Source organism: Exiguobacterium sp. s75 (genome assembly GCF_018617145.1).
In the GTDB taxonomy this organism is placed as follows: domain Bacteria; phylum Bacillota; class Bacilli; order Exiguobacteriales; family Exiguobacteriaceae; genus Exiguobacterium; species Exiguobacterium profundum.
This window is the reverse complement of record NZ_JACSJQ010000001.1, coordinates 186,379-202,488: the sequence shown is the minus strand read 5'-3', so window position 1 is coordinate 202,488 and position 16,110 is coordinate 186,379. Positions and strand designations below refer to the sequence as shown.

Genomic DNA, 16,110 nt, shown 5'->3' with positions numbered 1-16,110 from the left:
CTCGCCAGAGGAGGATTTTATAGTATGAAACGATACGATGTCATCATTGTCGGTAGCGGCTCCGCAGCGGGTCAAGCCGCTTCCATTTTACGCGAAGCCGGTAAAGAGATCGCCATCATTGAGAATTGGACGTTCGGAGGAACATGTCCTCAACGCGGATGTGACCCGAAGAAGATGCTTACCGAAGGAGCAGAACTCCTTGCCCGAACGGAACGTATGCGTGAGCTTGGCGTCGAAGGAAGCCTGTCACTCGATTGGTCGTCCTTTAAAAAGCGGATTGATGAGTACCGCCTCTCTATCCCAACATCCAAAAAACAGCATTGGGATGAGATGAACATAGACTTATATCAGGGAGAGCCTCGCTTTATCGATGAGGATTCAATCGTCATCGATGGTCACGAGCTCTCTGCCAATCAATTTTTAATCGCTACGGGTCAAACGCCCCGCCCTCTCGATATCCCAGGTGGCGAACTGGCGATCACGAGCGATGATGTGTTCGACCTCGACGCGTTGCCTGAATCGATTCATATCGTGGGGGGAGGCTATATCGCCTTTGAATTCGCCCATATCTTCCGACGATTCGGAAGCGACGTGACACTCCTCATTCGTTCACATGCGTTGAAGGCATTCGACCCGAACGTCGTCCACCGGCTCATCGAAGAATCGAAGCGAATCGGCATCACCGTCCGACATGACGTCGAGCCAATACGAATCGATAGCAACGTCTTAACGTTATCAGATGACTCTACCCTAGAAGGAGTTGTCCTTAACGCTACAGGACGAATTCCAAGCATCGAGCGACTTCGGCTTGAAGCGGCAGGTGTCACAGCTGATCATCGCGGTGTACATGTGAACGAGCATCTGCAAACAAGTAACCCAAATATATACGCCGCAGGCGACGTCGCTAACAGTTCAAATCCCAAACTCACTCCATTCGCCGGTCTGGAAGGGCGCCTCGCCGCACTCAATATGCTTCACGGGAATACAAGGTCACTCCCTGAGCGTCCGGCTCCGACCATCGTCTATGCGACACCACCGATTGCCAAAGTCGGTTTTACGGTCGAGGAAGCGGAAGCTGAGGGCATTGACTTCGACGTGAAAGAAACGGACATGTCGCACTTCCTCACCTATTCACGAATCAATGACACAACCGCATATTCAAAAGTGTTACTAAGTGCAGAAGGGCACGTCATCGGGGCTCATTTGATTGGTCATCATGCCCCAGAACTTATCAACCTGTTCTCTTACATTATACAGAACAAACTGTCGCATCAACATGTGAAGCACTTAGAAGTCGCCTATCCGACCGCCGCCTCCGACCTGACCTATCTCATCTAAACAAAAGACGGGACTCGCCTCGTGGCGAATCCCGTCTTTTACTTATTCGATTCCTTTGTCCTTGTCTTCTTTCAGCGCGTCTTGTAACGACTTCTCCCAAAGTGGAACACCTTTCGCGTGCGCCGCACGCGAGATGAGGTGACCCCCAACAGGAGCTGTCAAGAGGACGAAGAAGAGACCGAGCAAGAGTCTTGCATCAAACACCCGTTCATCGACATATACGTGAAGGACGGCTGCAAAGAGGACGAACATGACACCGAGTGTCGCACTCTTTGAGGCAGCGTGTGTTCTCGAATAAATATCTGGGAGACGGATGAGACCGATCGCGGCGACGACGGTGAAGAAGACGCCGATGATCGTGAAGATGCCGGTAATGAGATCAAAGATCATTGTCGCGGTCATGTTGGATAATCTCTCCCCTCTCTAAGAATTTCGAGAACGCCACCGTTCCGATGAAGGCCAAAATACTGAGTAGCAAGATGACTTCAAAATACAAAGTCGTATCGAGCAGAATCGATAGTAACGCGACGACCGAGATAAGCGCGATCCCGATGGAGTCGAGCGCGATGACTCGGTCTGCCGTCGTCGGTCCTTTGACGACACGATACAACATCATCAACATCGCAAGCAAGAGAATGGCGAGCGAGATGTAGATGAGAATGTCTAGTAAATCCATCACTCTGTCGCCTCCTTAATGCTTGATTCAAAGTTATCATAAATGTCTTTTTGTAACGCTTCTTTATCCGGCATGTTAAGTGCGTGGATATAGAGCACGGAATTGTCTTTTGACACCTGAACGACGAGCGTCCCTGGTGTGAGCGTGATCAGCATCGAGAGCAAGCTGACTTTCCATCCTTTGTCGAGCGACGTCTCATAGCGGAAAATCCCTGGTTGGATTTTCAACTTCGGACTAAGGACGAGACGCAGTACCTCAAAGTTCGCGAGGAACAATTCACGGATGAAGATGAGCAGCAGTTTAAATAGACGCCAGACGCGTGTGAAGTAAAAGCCGCCTCCACTAGATTTAAAGAATCGGCGCATCATGAACAAGATGAGTAAGCCAAGTAGATACCCGACGAAGAATCCGCTCGTTGTGAACGATCCCGTGAGGAACATCCAGATGAACGCCAAGAAAAAGTTAATCAATAGTTGATAAGCCATCTGTCATTCACTCCTTTATCACGGCATCGATATAGATTTCTGGATTGACGAGCGGCTCAATCGCTTGCGTGATATACGGATGGATGGCTTCTGCCCCAAATCCGTATGCGACCGCAATGATGAGCAACAAGAAGACCGGCACGATCAAACGCTTCGTATACGGTACGAGCGGTCCATCATACTCGCGCTTCGCCTCGCCCCAGAACCCGTTCAAGAAAATCTTCATGACCGAATAGAGGACGAAGAGACTCGACAAGAGGACGAGAAGTGGTCCGAACAGCTCGCCTTCGTCCATCCCACCTGAGACGATCAATAACTTTCCGAAGAATCCACTAAGTGGCGGAATCCCTGCGAGCGAGAGCGCTGCGACGAAGAACGTCCATCCGAACAGCGGGAAACGGGTGATGAGTCCACCCATATCACGGAGTTGACCGGATTTGGTGATTCCGATCATCATCCCGACGAGCATGAAGAGAACCGCTTTGATGATCATGTCGTGAATCAAATAGTAGAGTGACCCTTCAAGGGACGTCTGCGTATTGACCGAGATCCCGTACAAGATGACCCCGACCGCGATCATGATGTTGTAGATGATGATCAGTTTCACATCGTTATATGCGATGGCCCCTGTCATCCCGATGAAGATGGTGAGGACAGCGAGCACCATGAGGAACGTCTGTAAAAATTCACCGTTCCCATCAAACAGTAGCGTGTACGTCCGCAAGATCGAGTACACCCCGACTTTCGTCAAGAGTGCCCCAAACATGGCGAGAATCGGGGTCGGTGCGACCACGTACGCTCCAGGGAGCCAGTAGTGAAGTGGGACGAGTGCCCCTTTCATCCCGAAGACGATGACGAACAGCACACCGATGACAGTGATGACGTCCGGGTTATCGACGAGCGGGATCTTCATCGCCAAGTCCGCCAAGTTGAGCGTGCCTGTGACTCCGTAAAGCAAGGCGACCGACATGACGAAGAGCGCCGAGGCGATGATGTTCACGAGCAAGTATTTGATCGATTCACGTAACTGGACGCCACGTCCACCGAGTACAATCAACACGTATGAGGACATCAAGAAGACCTCGAAGAAGACGAACAAGTTGAAAATATCACCTGTCGTGAAGGCACCGTTCACCCCGACGAGCAAGAACAGCATCGAAATGTACAAGTAGTTGCCTTCATATGAATCTGAGAAATAATGGACGGCGAACCACACGATGAAGAGCGTGAGGAGAGTCGACGTCGTCACGAGTAGGGCTGACAGCATATCCGATACGAGCGTGATGCCGAACGGCGCTTGCCAGTTCCCGAGGTTGAGGGTTTGAATTCCCTCCGTGGAGACCGTATGCACGAGAAAGAGTGACACGATCGCCGTCATAACTAAAGCTCCAAGAGCCATCACGCGCTGCAGCTGGACCCGTTTTGGCATAAACATCATAAGGATGGCCGCAAGCGCAGGAATGACGATTGGAAAGACCGGTAAGTTAATCATACGATTCTGTTCCTTTCATTTCTTCCATATTGTCCGTGCTGAGCTCCTGGTACGTGCGGTAAGCAAGTACGAGGAAGAACGCCGTCACCCCGAAACTGATCACGATTGCCGTCAAGACGAGCGCTTGCGGTAACGGGTCTGTGAATTCAGTCACACCGTCGACGAGGACAGGGGCAGCCCCTGTCTTCAAACCTGCCGTCGTCAAGACGAGAAGGTGTGCCGCGTGACTGAACAAGGCAGTGCCGATGATGATGCGTAACAAACTTCTTGAGAGAACAAGATAGACGGCACACATCGTCAAGACACCGATGATGATGCTAACGAAGATTTCCATTATTCACTCTCTCCAATCGTTTGTATAATCGTCAACGTGATTCCGATGACTACGAGGTAAACCCCTAAGTCGAACGCAATCGCCGTATGGAGCGTCTGTTCACCGAGAAGTGGTAAGTCGAACTTCCCGTAAGCATGCGTCAAGAACGGACGACCCAAGAATACGGAGTGAAGACCTGTCGCGAGTGCAATCAGTAATCCGGTCGCCGTCATGAGACGGTAGTCGATCGGGAGCACGTTCGCAAGCGTCTTCGAATCAAATGCGAGTAGCAACAAGACGAGTGCCGCGGATGTCATCAATCCACCGATGAATCCTCCACCTGGTGAATAGTGACCGGCAAAGAACAAGTCGATGGAGAAGATGACAATGATGAAGAAAATGATAATCGCGGCCGTCTGCAAAATGACGTCATTGACGCGTCTGCTGTTTTGCTTCATGTTCAGCTTCTCCTTTCGTACGTCGTGTTGTTCTAAATTTAATCATCGTGTAGATCCCGAAAGCTGCAATCCCGAGAACGACGATTTCAAACAAGGTATCAAATCCACGGAAGTCGACGAGAACGACGTTGACCATGTTTTTACCTGCTGCAAGCTCATACACGTTCTCTTTGTAATACTCTGAGATCGAGGTGAGCGATTTGTTTGTGAGTGCCATGAAGCTGAGAAGCGTCACGGTCGTCCCGACGAGAACAGCCACGATAGCATTCCCGACTTTGAAACGCATCCGAACTTCCTTCTTGCTGATGTCCGGCATGTGATAGAAGACGAGCAAGAACAATGCGACCGAGACCGTCTCGATGACGAGCTGCGTGAGTGCCAAGTCCGGTGCACCGAAGAAGACGAAGAACAGTGCCACGCCGTAACCAACGACCCCAAGGAGAATGATGGACGGGAGACGCGACTTCATGAAGAGAATCGCGAGCGCCGCTAGCATGACGACGGCTCCGAGCACATATTCATACGGTGCAATCTCAGCCAGGTTCTCAAACGAGAAGCGGTACATGTCGAACCACCAGATACTGAAGAGCATCATGCCTGAGAGGAAGACGAAAATATAGATCAAGTACGACCGGATGAATCCAGTCATGTAGTTGTCCTTAAAGCGATATGCCGCCTTGTTCGACCAGACGAGCGTACCGTCGTACATCCCGTTGAGCGTCAGACGATGTGGGATGCGGTTGTAGATGCCTATCCATTTACCCATTTGCCAGAACATCAATGAACCGAGAAGGACGATCCCGATCGTCATGAAGAGTTCTGGTGTCAAACCGTGCCAGAAGTAGATGTGAACATCGACTTCTTGCCCTTGTGCGACGAGTGTCGGATAGATCGACTCGACGGCTGGTTTGATGAGCGAGTTCGACAAGACGTTCGGGAAGAACCCGAGCACGACAACGAGAAGTGCAAGGATGACCGGTGAGATTAACATGCCAATCGGCGCCTCATGCGGTTGTTTCGGCAATTGATCGAACTTTGCCTTGCCCATGAACGTCCGCGTGAACAGCATGATGCTGTAGATGAACGTGAACACACTTCCGACGAACGCGATGACCGGGAGCAAAATCCCAATCGTATCAAGCGCAAAGAAGTCGGCCGAGAAGACTTTCGTCGTCGCCTTCAAGAACATCTCTTTACTCAAGAATCCGTTAAATGGCGGAAGACCAGCCATCGATAAAGAACCGATGACGGCGACCGTGAATGAAATCGGCATGACGGTCATCAGACCACCGAGTTTACGAATGTCACGTGTGCCCGTCTCGTGGTCGACAATCCCGACCATCATGAAGAGCGAGCCTTTGAACGTCGCGTGGTTGATCAAATGGAAGATCGCCGCAATCGTCGCGACCATAAAGATGTTGTCATCCATGCCGTCATAGTGGAGCGCCGCCGCTCCGAGTCCAAGGAGTGACATGATCAACCCGAGTTGACTGACGGTCGAGAACGCTAGGATTCCCTTCAGGTCGGTCTGCTTCACGGCGTTGAACGAACCCCAGAACATCGTGAACATCCCGACCCCGGCTATCGTCCATAGCCAGACGGATGATTCTTGGAACACCGGGCTCATGCGGGCCACAAGGTAGAGACCCGCCTTGACCATCGTTGCTGAGTGGAGGTACGCACTGACCGGAGTCGGTGCTTCCATCGCGTCAGGCAACCAGATGTGGAACGGGAACTGCGCCGACTTCGTGAACGCCCCGAGCAAGATGAGAATCATCGCGACGAGGAAGAACGGACTCTCGGCGATGACGCCCGAGTTCGCGACCATATCGCGAATGCTGTACGAACCGACCATCGATTCGAGTAAGACAATCCCTCCGAGCATCGACAATCCACCGAACACGGTGAGAAGCATCGACTTCTGCGCACCATAGCGTGAACGTTCTTTCTCATACCAGTACCCAATCAATAGGAATGAAGAAATCGATGTGAGCTCCCAGAACATATACATGACAATCATGTTATCCGAGAGAACGACCCCGAGCATCGCACTCATGAACATCAAGAGATAAACGTAAAAATGCCCGAGCGACTCTTTGTCCTTATTCAAATAGTAAATCGAATAGAGGACGACAAGTGCGCCAATTCCCGTGATGAGAAGCGCGAACAAGAGACTGAGTCCATCGACGTATGCCGTGAAGTTAATCCCGAGGGACGGCATCCACGCAATCGTCTCTGTCACGACGTCCCCTGCACTCGTGATCGGAATGAATCCGGCGAAGTAGGTGACGAGCACGACCGGAACGATCAAGACGAACCAGCCTGTATGAATTTGTTTCATCCCCCGGAACAAAAGCGGGATGAATGGTGCCGCAAGAAGCGGCAACAAAATAGCTAAATGTAACAGCGACAAGAAAATTCCTCCTTCGAACAGAGTCGTACAATAGATTGAGCCGTAAAGTAAGGTCACTTGACTCCATCATGTCTTCCTCATGAGTATAGCGTAAATTTTCAGTCTGTTTCCATGATAAAAGCTTCCAGTTCAAGCGCTCCCCCGTCAAAATTCCGAATCTGTTAAATATGAAGGAAGCCGACGGAATTTCTTCAAAAAAATTTTGAAATCAGACGTTATGTATCGGAATATGACCGGATTGAGGGTGCGTGGAATAACTCAACTTATTCCCTACTTGCCTGTCCTTTTCCTTCTTTTCTATTCCGCAAAACAAAAAAGCAGCCGATCTCAATCGGCTGCTACGCAATTATTGTGCTGTCGCGATAAACTCTTTCAATGCTTCTTTTGGTTGGAAGCCCATTGTTTTCGAAACAGGCTCGCCATCTTTGAACATCATGAGTGTCGGGATACTTTGGATTTGGAAAGCACCTGCGACTTCAGGGTTTTCGTCGACGTCGAGTTTCACGATTTGGACTTGGTCACCCATTTCTTGATCGAGTTCTTCGAGAACTGGCGCGATCATGCGACATGGTCCACACCAAGTTGCCCAGAAATCTACGAGGACGACGCCCTCTTTTACATCTTGTTCAAACGATTGAGTCGTTGCGTGTTTAATAGCCATTTGTAAAAACCTCCCCAATAAGATGAGAGAGTCCTGGTAAAGAACTCTCATGCAATTCATGTTCAGAGTATACCACGGAGGGTAACAACCCCAAAACGTTTTGCTTATTAGCTATTGACGAGGTGCTTACGGAACTCTTCTGTCAACATCGGGACGACATCGAACAAGTCGCCGACGATGCCATAGTCTGCCACGCTGAAGATGTTTGCTTCTGGGTCCTTGTTGATGGCGACGATGACTTTCGCGTTACTCATCCCAGCCAAGTGTTGAATTGCTCCTGAGATCCCACATGCGATGTAGAGGTCTGGCGTGACAACTTTACCCGTCTGTCCGATTTGAAGTGCGTAATCGCAGTAATCAGCGTCACATGCTCCACGTGAAGCACCGACCGCTCCTCCGAGAAGCTCAGCCAACTCTTCAAGCGGTTTGAATCCATCTTCGCTCTTCACGCCACGTCCACCTGCGACGATAACTTTCGCTTCCGCCAAATCTACTTTCCCAGTCGCCTTACGCACGACTTCTTTGACGATCATCGCGAGGTCTTTCAATTCGACCGCCGGCGTTTCAACAGAGACGCTCGCGCCCGCTTGACGTGCAAGTGCATCGATGTTGTTTGGACGGATTGTGAAGAACATGACCGAATCTTTGAACTTCACTTTCTCGAACGCCTTCCCTGAGTAGATTGGGCGAACGAACTCTGCGTCGCGTCCTGTTCCTTCGATCGAGACAACGTCACTGATGAGTCCGGCATCAAGACGTGCCGCAAGTTTCGGTGCGATATCTTTCCCGAGAGCCGTGTGCCCGAGAACAATCATTTCCGGATTTTCTTGCTCGATCAACTGACGGAGCACTTGTCCGTAGCCGTCTGGCGTATAATGCTTAAGGCGATCATCTTCGACGACGAGGACACGGCTTGCGCCATACTCCCCGAGTTCTTGTGCGAGTGATTGCACGTGATCCCCAATCACGACTGCCGTCACATCGTCTGTCAATTGCTTCGCCGCAGCGATGGCTTCGAATGATACGTTACGTAACGCGCCTTCACGCGCTTCTGCGAGTACTAAAGCTTTCATCTATGATCTCCCCCTTAAATGACTTTCGCTTCCGTGCGAAGAAGTTGTACGAGCTCGCTCACTTGTGTCGACATATCGCCTTCAAGGATGCGACCGGCTTTCTTCTCTTCTGGCAAGAATCGTTCAATCGTCTCGATTTTCGCTTCGATTTCATCTTCATCGAGATCGATGTCCATGAGTTCGAGTTCTTCGAGCGGTTTCTTCTTCGCCTTCATGATTCCTGGCAAGCTCGGGTAACGCGGCTCGTTCAACCCTTGTTGTGCCGTTACGAGAAGTGGGAGTGCGACTTCGATCACTTCCGTATCCCCTTCGACGTCACGTGTGACCGTAGCCGTTGTACCATCGATTTCAAGACCCGTGATCGTCGTCACGTAGTTCATGTCGAGAAGTTCTGCGACACGTGGTGCGACTTGTCCGCTACCGCCATCGATTGCCACGTTTCCTGCGAAGATGAGGTCTGCGTCCTGTTCTTTCAAGTATGAGGCGAGAACTTTTGAAATCGTGACATGGTCCGCATCCTCGACATCGTCCTCGATTGAGATGCGAACGGCTTTGTCCGCACCCATTGCGAGTGCTGTACGTAATTCTTTGTCCGCATCTTCTGGTCCTACCGTGACGACCGTGACCTCTCCCCCGAGTGCGTCACGTTTTTGAATCGCTTCTTCGACCGCATATTCGTCATACGGGTTGATGATGAACTCAGCGCCGTCTTCTTGAATTTCCCCATTCTCGAGCTGAATTGCTTCCTCAGTATCAAACGTACGTTTCAGCAAAACAAAAATATTCATGGTTGATCCCCCTTTAGTCAATTCTTCCCATCATTCATGAATCAGCATTCATTTTTTGAGCTAGTGATAGGGCTCACTGTTACGTAAGCCCTTTTTTCAACATATGGTGCACATTTGGAAGCGTCGACAACAGATCATACTTGAAGCCGCTCGCCATCCAACTCGTCACAACCTCATCGATTGTGCCGAAAATCATTTGACGGGCGAGTCGATAGTCTAAATCCTTGTCAAACTCTCCAGTCTCGATTCCATGTTTGACGACAGAATCGATTAAGTTCAAATACGGTTTGAGCACTTCTCCGATTTTTTGGCGAAGTACCAAGTTCGACTGCCGCAGTTCGATTTGTGTCACGACGGCGAGGTCGTAATCTGCCGACAGTTGCTTTAAATGTGATTCAATCAACTGATACAACTTACTCCCGGCTGACGTCTCGCTCTCGATTTGTTGTTTCGAGTAGTCGATGAACAGCCCCATCTTCGCTTGGAACAATTCGATTAAGAGATGCTCCTTGTTTTTAAAGTACAAATAGATCGTGCCGTCCGCGACACCCGCCTCTTTGGCGATGGCTGTCACCTTTGCACCGTGATAGCCATGATTGGCAATTACTTTGACCGCCGCATCAATGATTCGGTCACTTTTCGAAATATGATTTGTCATTAACCCCAAGCTCCTTACCGTTGCAGAAAAATGAATGATGGTTCATTCATTTATTATTCTATCATGCGTACGCTTGGTGTCAACTGCTTTGTTTCACTTGTTTGGCCTTCTCTTCGTCGACGAGGACACGGCGTAAAATCTTACCGACGAACGTCTTCGGCAACTCGTCGCGGAACTCATACAACTTTGGCACTTTATAAGCCGCAAGCTTCTCGCGACAATGTTTGTCGAGTTCTTCTTCCGTCACACTCGAGCCATCGCGAAGGACGATGAACGCTTTGACCGTCTCACCCCGATATGGATCTGGGACACCGATACAGACCACTTCCTTCACGGCCGGATGTTCGTAGAGGACTTCTTCGATTTCACGCGGATAGACATTAAAGCCACCTGCGATGATCATGTCCTTCTTCCGGTCGACAATATAGAAGAACCCGTCCTCGCCCATGTAGCCGAGATCACCGGTTGCGAGCCACCCATCTTTCAAGACGGCTGCCGTTTCCTCCGGTTTCTGCCAGTAGCCTTTCATGACTTGTGGACCGCTCAGCATGATTTCACCGATCTCGCCGATATCTGCTTCCATCTCTCCGTCTGCTTTTACTATTTTAGCAGAAGTATCCGACAGCGGCGCACCAATTGAGCCGACGATTCGCTTATCCCATAAGAAGTTCGCGTGCGTAACCGGCGACGTCTCAGACAATCCGTATCCTTCGACGATGCGACCACCCGTGATCTTCTCGAACTCTTCTTGTACCTCAATCGGAAGCGGTGCCGAACCTGAGATACACGCTTCAATCGATGACAAGTCGTACTTTTTCAGTTTCGGGTCGTTCAAGATCCCGACGTACATCGTCGGAGCTCCTGGGAAGAAGTGCGGCTTTTTCTTCTGAATCGTCTTCAAGACATCCGTCACTTCAAAACGTGGCACGAGGACGAGCTCATAGCCGTTCGTGACCCCAAAGTTCAGACAGCACGACATCCCATAGACGTGGAAGAACGGCACGACACACAAGACGCGTTTCTCGTCCCCTCGATTGTACTTATAGAATAAGTTCGTGATTTGATCCGCGTTCGCCGTCAAGTTGAAATGAGTCAACATGACACCTTTCGGAAGTCCCGTTGTTCCCCCTGTATATTGAAGAACGGCGACATCTTCTTTTGGATCGATGTCGAGCGGCGTGATAGGATTGAAGTCCTTATAATCTTTGAACAGCGTCGAACCGGTCGTATCGATGACGATATTGTTCTCACGTTTCACTTTGATTGGATACAGTTTGTTTTTCGGGAATGGTAAGTAATCAGCGATACTCGTCGTGATCACGGTTTGAATCTCCGTCTTCTCACTGACGCGAAGTGTTTTCGGATATAGCAGGTCGAGGGTGATGACAATTTTGACACCTGCGTCCGTGACGAGGTTTTCTAGCTCACGTTCCGTATAGAGCGGATTCGTCTGGACGACCGTCCCACCTGCATAGAGCACGGCATAGAATGAGATGACGTATTGAGGACAGTTCGGAAGCATGAGGCTGACGCGGTCGCCTTTTTCAAGCCCTTTCGCTTGAAGCATCGTTCCGAGTCGACGTGCGGCATCATCGATTTCCGCGAATGTCCACTCCTTTCCGATAAAGGAGACGGCCGTACGATTTGGATAATCCTTTGCTGCGCGAGACAACGCCTCATAGAGCGCCTTTACCTCATAATCGATTGACTGGGGCATTCCTTTTGGATAATCTTGTAACCACGGTTTGTTCATCGCTGTTCCTCCTTAGGAAATGAATACTCATTCAGTTACCCCTATTATAATGCTAAGAAAACGCTTTCATCTACCCTTTACCCGATAATTTTCAGAAAATATCAAAAAAAGCGATTGGATTTGTCATCCAATCGCTGTCATACCCGCCTAAAATAGGAATCTTTCGAATCCAGTTTTTCAAGCTTCTGATTCATGAGTTGTTGCAATTCTTTTTCATGACGAATATTTGAGAAGTCAGTCCCGAACCATGCCTCCATTTCAGGTCGAGAGAAGGCATAGGTCCGGTTCGGGAAAGCAAAACGGACGATTTCGGCGTTCGGGATGAGGGTGAAATAGGCAGCCGCATTCCGAATCGCCAGATGTTCTTGTTCCGCTCGTTCCATACCCGGGTCTTCGTAACGGACGGTCAACCCATAAGGACGCTTCTTCGTCTGCAGTTCGACCGATCGATAGCATTCATGTAGCGGCAATCTTCCGGCAATGCCGACGACGGCTGCATTGTCCCCGACTTTCGCCCCTTTGTATTCAAAGGCGTCCGGTTCCGGGTTCATACATCCTGCCAGTGAGATGACGAGTACGAGCAACAGACATAAGCGTTTCATAGGTGTCCCTCCTTACGATTTGAGTCTCAAGTTGAAGCGGTAAAGCAAGCGTTTAGCGAGTAAGTGTGCTAAGAACGCTCCGATCACAAAGCCTACGATGTACAACATACTGTTCGCTTGATACGTGAATGTCGTGAACACAATTCCTGTGAACATCGCGATACATCCAACGATGATAATGTGGACGAGCCATAACCAGTTGTTGAACATGAAGAAACGACCGTTGTTTTCTTGCGGTGCACGATTGTACATCCAAGCTCCTAACCAGAATGACAAGGCGATAAAGACGATAGACGATGGGATGCTAATCGTGACGAACTCTTGCCAATACTGATCGGATCGAATGTATTCATATAAAGATAAATTCATCAAGTTACCGAGTGGTGAGATAGCTTGAATAAATACACTTTCATAAGCTGAATCGATTAACCAACCCAACGCATCACCTCGACCAGTCAACGAGTAAGCGGATCCTTGAATCAATGCGAGAATACCTAACGGGAAAATCAAGGCGACAAACGACCACACCGATTGAGAAATCGATTCCCCACCGAATGATCCCATCCATAAAGCCAACGAGAATAATGAGATCCCAATCAAGGCGATGTACAGGACGATCACGATCGATTTAAATACGGTCCCTTCTAATAAGAACGAATAACGGGAAGTGGCGACCAATGCAAACATCGCGATACTTCCTAACAGCGTGGACATGATAATCCCACTTGCCCCCAACACCCATTTTGATATGTACAGCTGGGTGCGGGTGAAGGGGAGCGACATCGAAAAGTCTGACATTTGACTGTTTCGTTCGGCACCAATGAGCGACGTGGCCATGAGCGCACTAAACACGACGAATAAGAATACAACTGGTCCTACCGGAATGACATCACCTATGTCACCAAGATAGAAAGCTAAACTCGAATCAGGGTCGAAGAAAGACTCAACCGTCAGGCGATCTCGTTCTTCAAACGGGATGCCGTAATCTACAGAATTCGCTCGTGCATCTTTAATCTGCTCATCAAACTGTTCGAATTGTGTCCAAGCCGGCACAGTGAAGGCGACGACGCCTAAGAAGACGAGCAGCATCCAAAGCAACGACACTTGTTTCCAATCTTTCTTTAACAATACTTTAGACAACATGGGCTTCTCCTCCTAACTGGACACGGAAGACGTCTTCAAGAGACATCGGAATCTCTTCGATGAGCATCGGATTATATGAATCGATGAACGTTTCGAGCTCGTCCGTCCGTTCTTTCGCCATGAACAGCACGACACGTCCCGTCACGCTGATGATTTCGATATCTTTTCGTTCTAGCAGTTCGACCGGGACATGGTCGTTGAAGACGACTTGCCACTTGATGCTGAGGGCACGCGCCTCTTCGAGCGACAAGATCGCTTTGACACGTCCATTCTCAATCATGATGATGCGGTCAGCGATGCGTTCGAGTTCATGCAGTTGGTGACTTGAGACGATGATCGAGCAGTTCCGATTCTCGACTTGAGCAATCATCAGCTTCAACACATCGGATTTGGCGACGACATCAAGTCCGTCCGTCGGTTCGTCGAGCAGGTAGTACTTCGCTTGGACAGCGAAAGCAAGTGATAACGTCACGAGTGCCTTTTGTCCTTTAGAAAGCTGGCGGATCTTTTTGTTGTCGATGTTGTATCGTGTCAATGTCTCACGGAAGACGGTACGGTTGAAGGATGGATAAATCGATTCATACAGGTCCGTCGCCTCATTCACCGTATAATTTTTGAGCGCATCGGCTGAATCCGGTACGAAGATAACGTCACGCTTCAATCCCGCATCTTTAAAGATACTTTTCGAACCATAGAGCACGTCGCCCATGTCTGGGCGAATGATACCGACCATCGTGCGGAGAAGCGTTGTCTTACCGGCACCGTTACGTCCGACGAGCGCGATGATTTCTCCAGATTCGACAGTAAAGTCGATGCCATCTAGAATCGTTTGACGGTCAATTTTTTTACTTAACTGTTCAACTTTCAGCATTGGATTTCCCTACTTTCTCATATTCCGTTCGCAATACGCCAATGGCTTCGTCTAACGGCACGTTCGCATAGTGGCAATCAATCGCAATCTTTTTGATCGAGGCGATGACCGGCTCACGTGCCGCATCATCGTCCACCCAGTCCTCGGAGACAAACGTCCCGCGCCCACGTCGCATCTCAAGCAGCCCGAGCCGTTCCAACTCCTGATACGCCTTACTGACCGTATTCGGATTGATGACAAGATCGGTGGCGAGTTCACGCACGGACATCACCTTATCTCCGGGTCGTAAAATTCCACGGATAACGAGCTCTTTCGTTTGATTGACGATTTGTTCGTATAGCGGTTCTGAACTTTTCATATCGATTTTGTATAACATGGGTCACACCCTCTCATAGTCAATGTTACTCTTTAAGTGTATTATATGTATTAGTACACGCAATTACAATAGTTCTTTGAGGCCACTTTTAGTTTACAGCGAAATGGAAATGATTTGAATAAGACTTTGGACCGAGGTATTCTCCTTCAATATCAGGTAGATTGAACGAGAGGTGACGAAATGATTAAAAAACGATTACTGGCAAGTATGGTCGGTGGGGTTCTTGCTGGCGGGCTCTTCGTATATACGACGATTGAAAAGTCAGAGGCACGGGAGACTTATACCGCGTATGTGAAGGAAACGTACAACGAACAACCCGATATCGAGCTGTCACGCGATTGGAAGATGGGCGGTTATGTCGGGGAAGTCACATTGACGAACGAACCGTTCGCCGGAACTTATATTCTCGAAACGTATGGTGACGGCTCCATCCACGATAACGTGCTCGAGACGTATTGGGAACGCGAGGCAGAGCGGACGATTCACGAGCGCCTCGTTTCGAAAAGAATCTTAAAAGAAGAAGAGACCGTCCGTGCGGAAGTACCGACCGGAGTGTCCGATGATGTGCAAGCAAAAGTCAGCCCGGCCCCGCCGTCCATCTATGAAACGAATCCGAAGACGTATCTCGACGTCTCGATCATGTTTCATGAAGACTGGAACAATACGGACGAACAGAAACAACGAATCCTCGATGTCATCCGTGAAGTGGAATCCGACGTCTATTCGATTCACTTCTCGTTCGACGGGAAGCCTGGAGGAAATGATGATTACACAGAACGGTACATGATGTTCACGCGCAAAGCGTCTGACATCGACCCGTCCTTCCTCGATGTGCGGACGATTGAGGATTTGAACGCCTATGACCGCCTGTATGGATTCGACGATACGACATTCACGACAGAATATCGATTTGATGGCACCCCTATCGAAGAGAAGACGACACAATAATCCGGTGTCGTCTTTTTTGAGCGTTTGACTTTACAGGCAATCCAAAACGTTGTATCGTTTGA

The 16,110-nt window shown here is 49.5% G+C and carries 18 protein-coding genes; 2 read left to right on the top strand and 16 right to left on the bottom strand.

The window, feature by feature from the left end:
- The first annotated feature begins 24 nt into the window (after positions 1-24).
- Positions 25-1,338: a dihydrolipoyl dehydrogenase family protein gene (locus KNO68_RS01045; protein ID WP_215111930.1), complete on the top strand. Its 1,314-nt coding sequence runs from the start codon at positions 25-27 to the stop codon at positions 1,336-1,338.
- 42 nt (positions 1,339-1,380) lie between these two features.
- Here the strand turns inward: KNO68_RS01045 and mnhG are convergent, their stop codons facing one another.
- From mnhG to KNO68_RS00965, 16 genes are all read right to left on the bottom strand, one after another.
- Positions 1,381-1,740, bottom strand: coding sequence for a monovalent cation/H(+) antiporter subunit G (mnhG, locus tag KNO68_RS01040; protein ID WP_015881097.1), 360 nt, complete (start codon positions 1,738-1,740; stop codon positions 1,381-1,383).
- Entirely contained in the window at positions 1,718-2,014 is a 297-nt protein-coding gene (locus tag KNO68_RS01035) for a Na(+)/H(+) antiporter subunit F1 (RefSeq protein ID WP_026826530.1), read from the bottom strand. The genes mnhG and KNO68_RS01035 overlap by 23 nt, the downstream gene beginning before the upstream one ends.
- A complete protein-coding gene (locus tag KNO68_RS01030) occupies positions 2,014-2,499 on the bottom strand; it encodes a Na+/H+ antiporter subunit E (RefSeq protein ID WP_015881095.1) in 486 nt (161 codons plus the stop codon). The genes KNO68_RS01035 and KNO68_RS01030 overlap by 1 nt, the downstream gene beginning before the upstream one ends.
- A 7-nt stretch (positions 2,500-2,506) precedes the next feature.
- Positions 2,507-3,991 (bottom strand): Na+/H+ antiporter subunit D, encoded by a 1,485-nt coding sequence (locus KNO68_RS01025; RefSeq protein WP_214684768.1) that lies wholly within the window; start codon positions 3,989-3,991, stop codon positions 2,507-2,509.
- The gene (locus tag KNO68_RS01020; RefSeq protein WP_015881093.1) at positions 3,984-4,325 is read right to left on the bottom strand and encodes a Na(+)/H(+) antiporter subunit C; all 342 of its coding nucleotides are present in this window, start codon (positions 4,323-4,325) and stop codon (positions 3,984-3,986) included. Before KNO68_RS01020 ends, KNO68_RS01025 begins: the two co-directional genes overlap by 8 nt.
- On the bottom strand, positions 4,325-4,762 hold the full coding sequence (locus KNO68_RS01015) for a Na(+)/H(+) antiporter subunit B (protein ID WP_015881092.1): 438 nt from the start codon (positions 4,760-4,762) through the stop codon (positions 4,325-4,327). The genes KNO68_RS01020 and KNO68_RS01015 overlap by 1 nt, the downstream gene beginning before the upstream one ends.
- Positions 4,734-7,175: a Na+/H+ antiporter subunit A gene (locus tag KNO68_RS01010; protein WP_214757232.1), complete on the bottom strand. Its 2,442-nt coding sequence runs from the start codon at positions 7,173-7,175 to the stop codon at positions 4,734-4,736. The genes KNO68_RS01015 and KNO68_RS01010 overlap by 29 nt, the downstream gene beginning before the upstream one ends.
- A 346-nt stretch (positions 7,176-7,521) precedes the next feature.
- A complete protein-coding gene (gene trxA / locus KNO68_RS01005; RefSeq protein ID WP_015881090.1) occupies positions 7,522-7,836 on the bottom strand; it encodes a thioredoxin in 315 nt (104 codons plus the stop codon).
- A gap of 107 nt (positions 7,837-7,943) precedes the next feature.
- Positions 7,944-8,909, bottom strand: a complete 966-nt coding sequence (locus KNO68_RS01000) for an electron transfer flavoprotein subunit alpha/FixB family protein (RefSeq protein ID WP_015881089.1) — start codon at positions 8,907-8,909, stop codon at positions 7,944-7,946.
- 14 nt (positions 8,910-8,923) lie between these two features.
- Entirely contained in the window at positions 8,924-9,697 is a 774-nt protein-coding gene (locus tag KNO68_RS00995; RefSeq protein WP_214757234.1) for an electron transfer flavoprotein subunit beta/FixA family protein, read from the bottom strand.
- Between the two features lie 79 nt (positions 9,698-9,776).
- Positions 9,777-10,355 carry a fatty acid metabolism transcriptional regulator FadR gene (locus KNO68_RS00990; protein ID WP_074037553.1) on the bottom strand — a complete coding sequence of 193 codons (579 nt, stop codon included), beginning with the start codon at positions 10,353-10,355 and terminating at the stop codon, positions 9,777-9,779.
- Between the two features lie 79 nt (positions 10,356-10,434).
- The gene (locus KNO68_RS00985) at positions 10,435-12,108 is read right to left on the bottom strand and encodes an AMP-binding protein (RefSeq protein ID WP_215111929.1); all 1,674 of its coding nucleotides are present in this window, start codon (positions 12,106-12,108) and stop codon (positions 10,435-10,437) included.
- A gap of 137 nt (positions 12,109-12,245) precedes the next feature.
- The gene (locus tag KNO68_RS00980) at positions 12,246-12,710 is read right to left on the bottom strand and encodes a DUF4825 domain-containing protein (RefSeq protein WP_215111928.1); all 465 of its coding nucleotides are present in this window, start codon (positions 12,708-12,710) and stop codon (positions 12,246-12,248) included.
- 12 nt (positions 12,711-12,722) lie between these two features.
- Positions 12,723-13,853 (bottom strand): ABC transporter permease subunit, encoded by a 1,131-nt coding sequence (locus KNO68_RS00975; protein WP_215111927.1) that lies wholly within the window; start codon positions 13,851-13,853, stop codon positions 12,723-12,725.
- Positions 13,843-14,724, bottom strand: a complete 882-nt coding sequence (locus KNO68_RS00970; protein ID WP_215111926.1) for an ABC transporter ATP-binding protein — start codon at positions 14,722-14,724, stop codon at positions 13,843-13,845. Before KNO68_RS00970 ends, KNO68_RS00975 begins: the two co-directional genes overlap by 11 nt.
- Positions 14,711-15,100, bottom strand: coding sequence for a GntR family transcriptional regulator (locus KNO68_RS00965; RefSeq protein WP_078146516.1), 390 nt, complete (start codon positions 15,098-15,100; stop codon positions 14,711-14,713). Before KNO68_RS00965 ends, KNO68_RS00970 begins: the two co-directional genes overlap by 14 nt.
- A 180-nt stretch (positions 15,101-15,280) precedes the next feature.
- Between KNO68_RS00965 and KNO68_RS00960 the strand changes: the two genes are divergently transcribed.
- Positions 15,281-16,048, top strand: coding sequence for a hypothetical protein (locus tag KNO68_RS00960; RefSeq protein ID WP_214687770.1), 768 nt, complete (start codon positions 15,281-15,283; stop codon positions 16,046-16,048).
- Positions 16,049-16,110: the final 62 nt, after the last annotated feature.

Coding starts and splice junctions, on each gene's coding strand:
- KNO68_RS01045 (WP_215111930.1), top strand. CDS start 25: ATGAAACGATACGATGTCATCATTGTCGGTAGCGGCTCCGCAGCGGGT.
- mnhG (WP_015881097.1), bottom strand. CDS start 1,740: ATGACCGCGACAATGATCTTTGATCTCATTACCGGCATCTTCACGATC.
- KNO68_RS01035 (WP_026826530.1), bottom strand. CDS start 2,014: ATGGATTTACTAGACATTCTCATCTACATCTCGCTCGCCATTCTCTTG.
- KNO68_RS01030 (WP_015881095.1), bottom strand. CDS start 2,499: ATGGCTTATCAACTATTGATTAACTTTTTCTTGGCGTTCATCTGGATG.
- KNO68_RS01025 (WP_214684768.1), bottom strand. CDS start 3,991: ATGATTAACTTACCGGTCTTTCCAATCGTCATTCCTGCGCTTGCGGCC.
- KNO68_RS01020 (WP_015881093.1), bottom strand. CDS start 4,325: ATGGAAATCTTCGTTAGCATCATCATCGGTGTCTTGACGATGTGTGCC.
- KNO68_RS01015 (WP_015881092.1), bottom strand. CDS start 4,762: ATGAAGCAAAACAGCAGACGCGTCAATGACGTCATTTTGCAGACGGCC.
- trxA (WP_015881090.1), bottom strand. CDS start 7,836: ATGGCTATTAAACACGCAACGACTCAATCGTTTGAACAAGATGTAAAA.
- KNO68_RS01000 (WP_015881089.1), bottom strand. CDS start 8,909: ATGAAAGCTTTAGTACTCGCAGAAGCGCGTGAAGGCGCGTTACGTAAC.
- KNO68_RS00995 (WP_214757234.1), bottom strand. CDS start 9,697: ATGAATATTTTTGTTTTGCTGAAACGTACGTTTGATACTGAGGAAGCA.
- KNO68_RS00990 (WP_074037553.1), bottom strand. CDS start 10,355: ATGACAAATCATATTTCGAAAAGTGACCGAATCATTGATGCGGCGGTC.
- KNO68_RS00985 (WP_215111929.1), bottom strand. CDS start 12,108: ATGAACAAACCGTGGTTACAAGATTATCCAAAAGGAATGCCCCAGTCA.
- KNO68_RS00980 (WP_215111928.1), bottom strand. CDS start 12,710: ATGAAACGCTTATGTCTGTTGCTCGTACTCGTCATCTCACTGGCAGGA.
- KNO68_RS00975 (WP_215111927.1), bottom strand. CDS start 13,853: ATGTTGTCTAAAGTATTGTTAAAGAAAGATTGGAAACAAGTGTCGTTG.
- KNO68_RS00970 (WP_215111926.1), bottom strand. CDS start 14,724: ATGCTGAAAGTTGAACAGTTAAGTAAAAAAATTGACCGTCAAACGATT.
- KNO68_RS00965 (WP_078146516.1), bottom strand. CDS start 15,100: ATGTTATACAAAATCGATATGAAAAGTTCAGAACCGCTATACGAACAA.
- KNO68_RS00960 (WP_214687770.1), top strand. CDS start 15,281: ATGATTAAAAAACGATTACTGGCAAGTATGGTCGGTGGGGTTCTTGCT.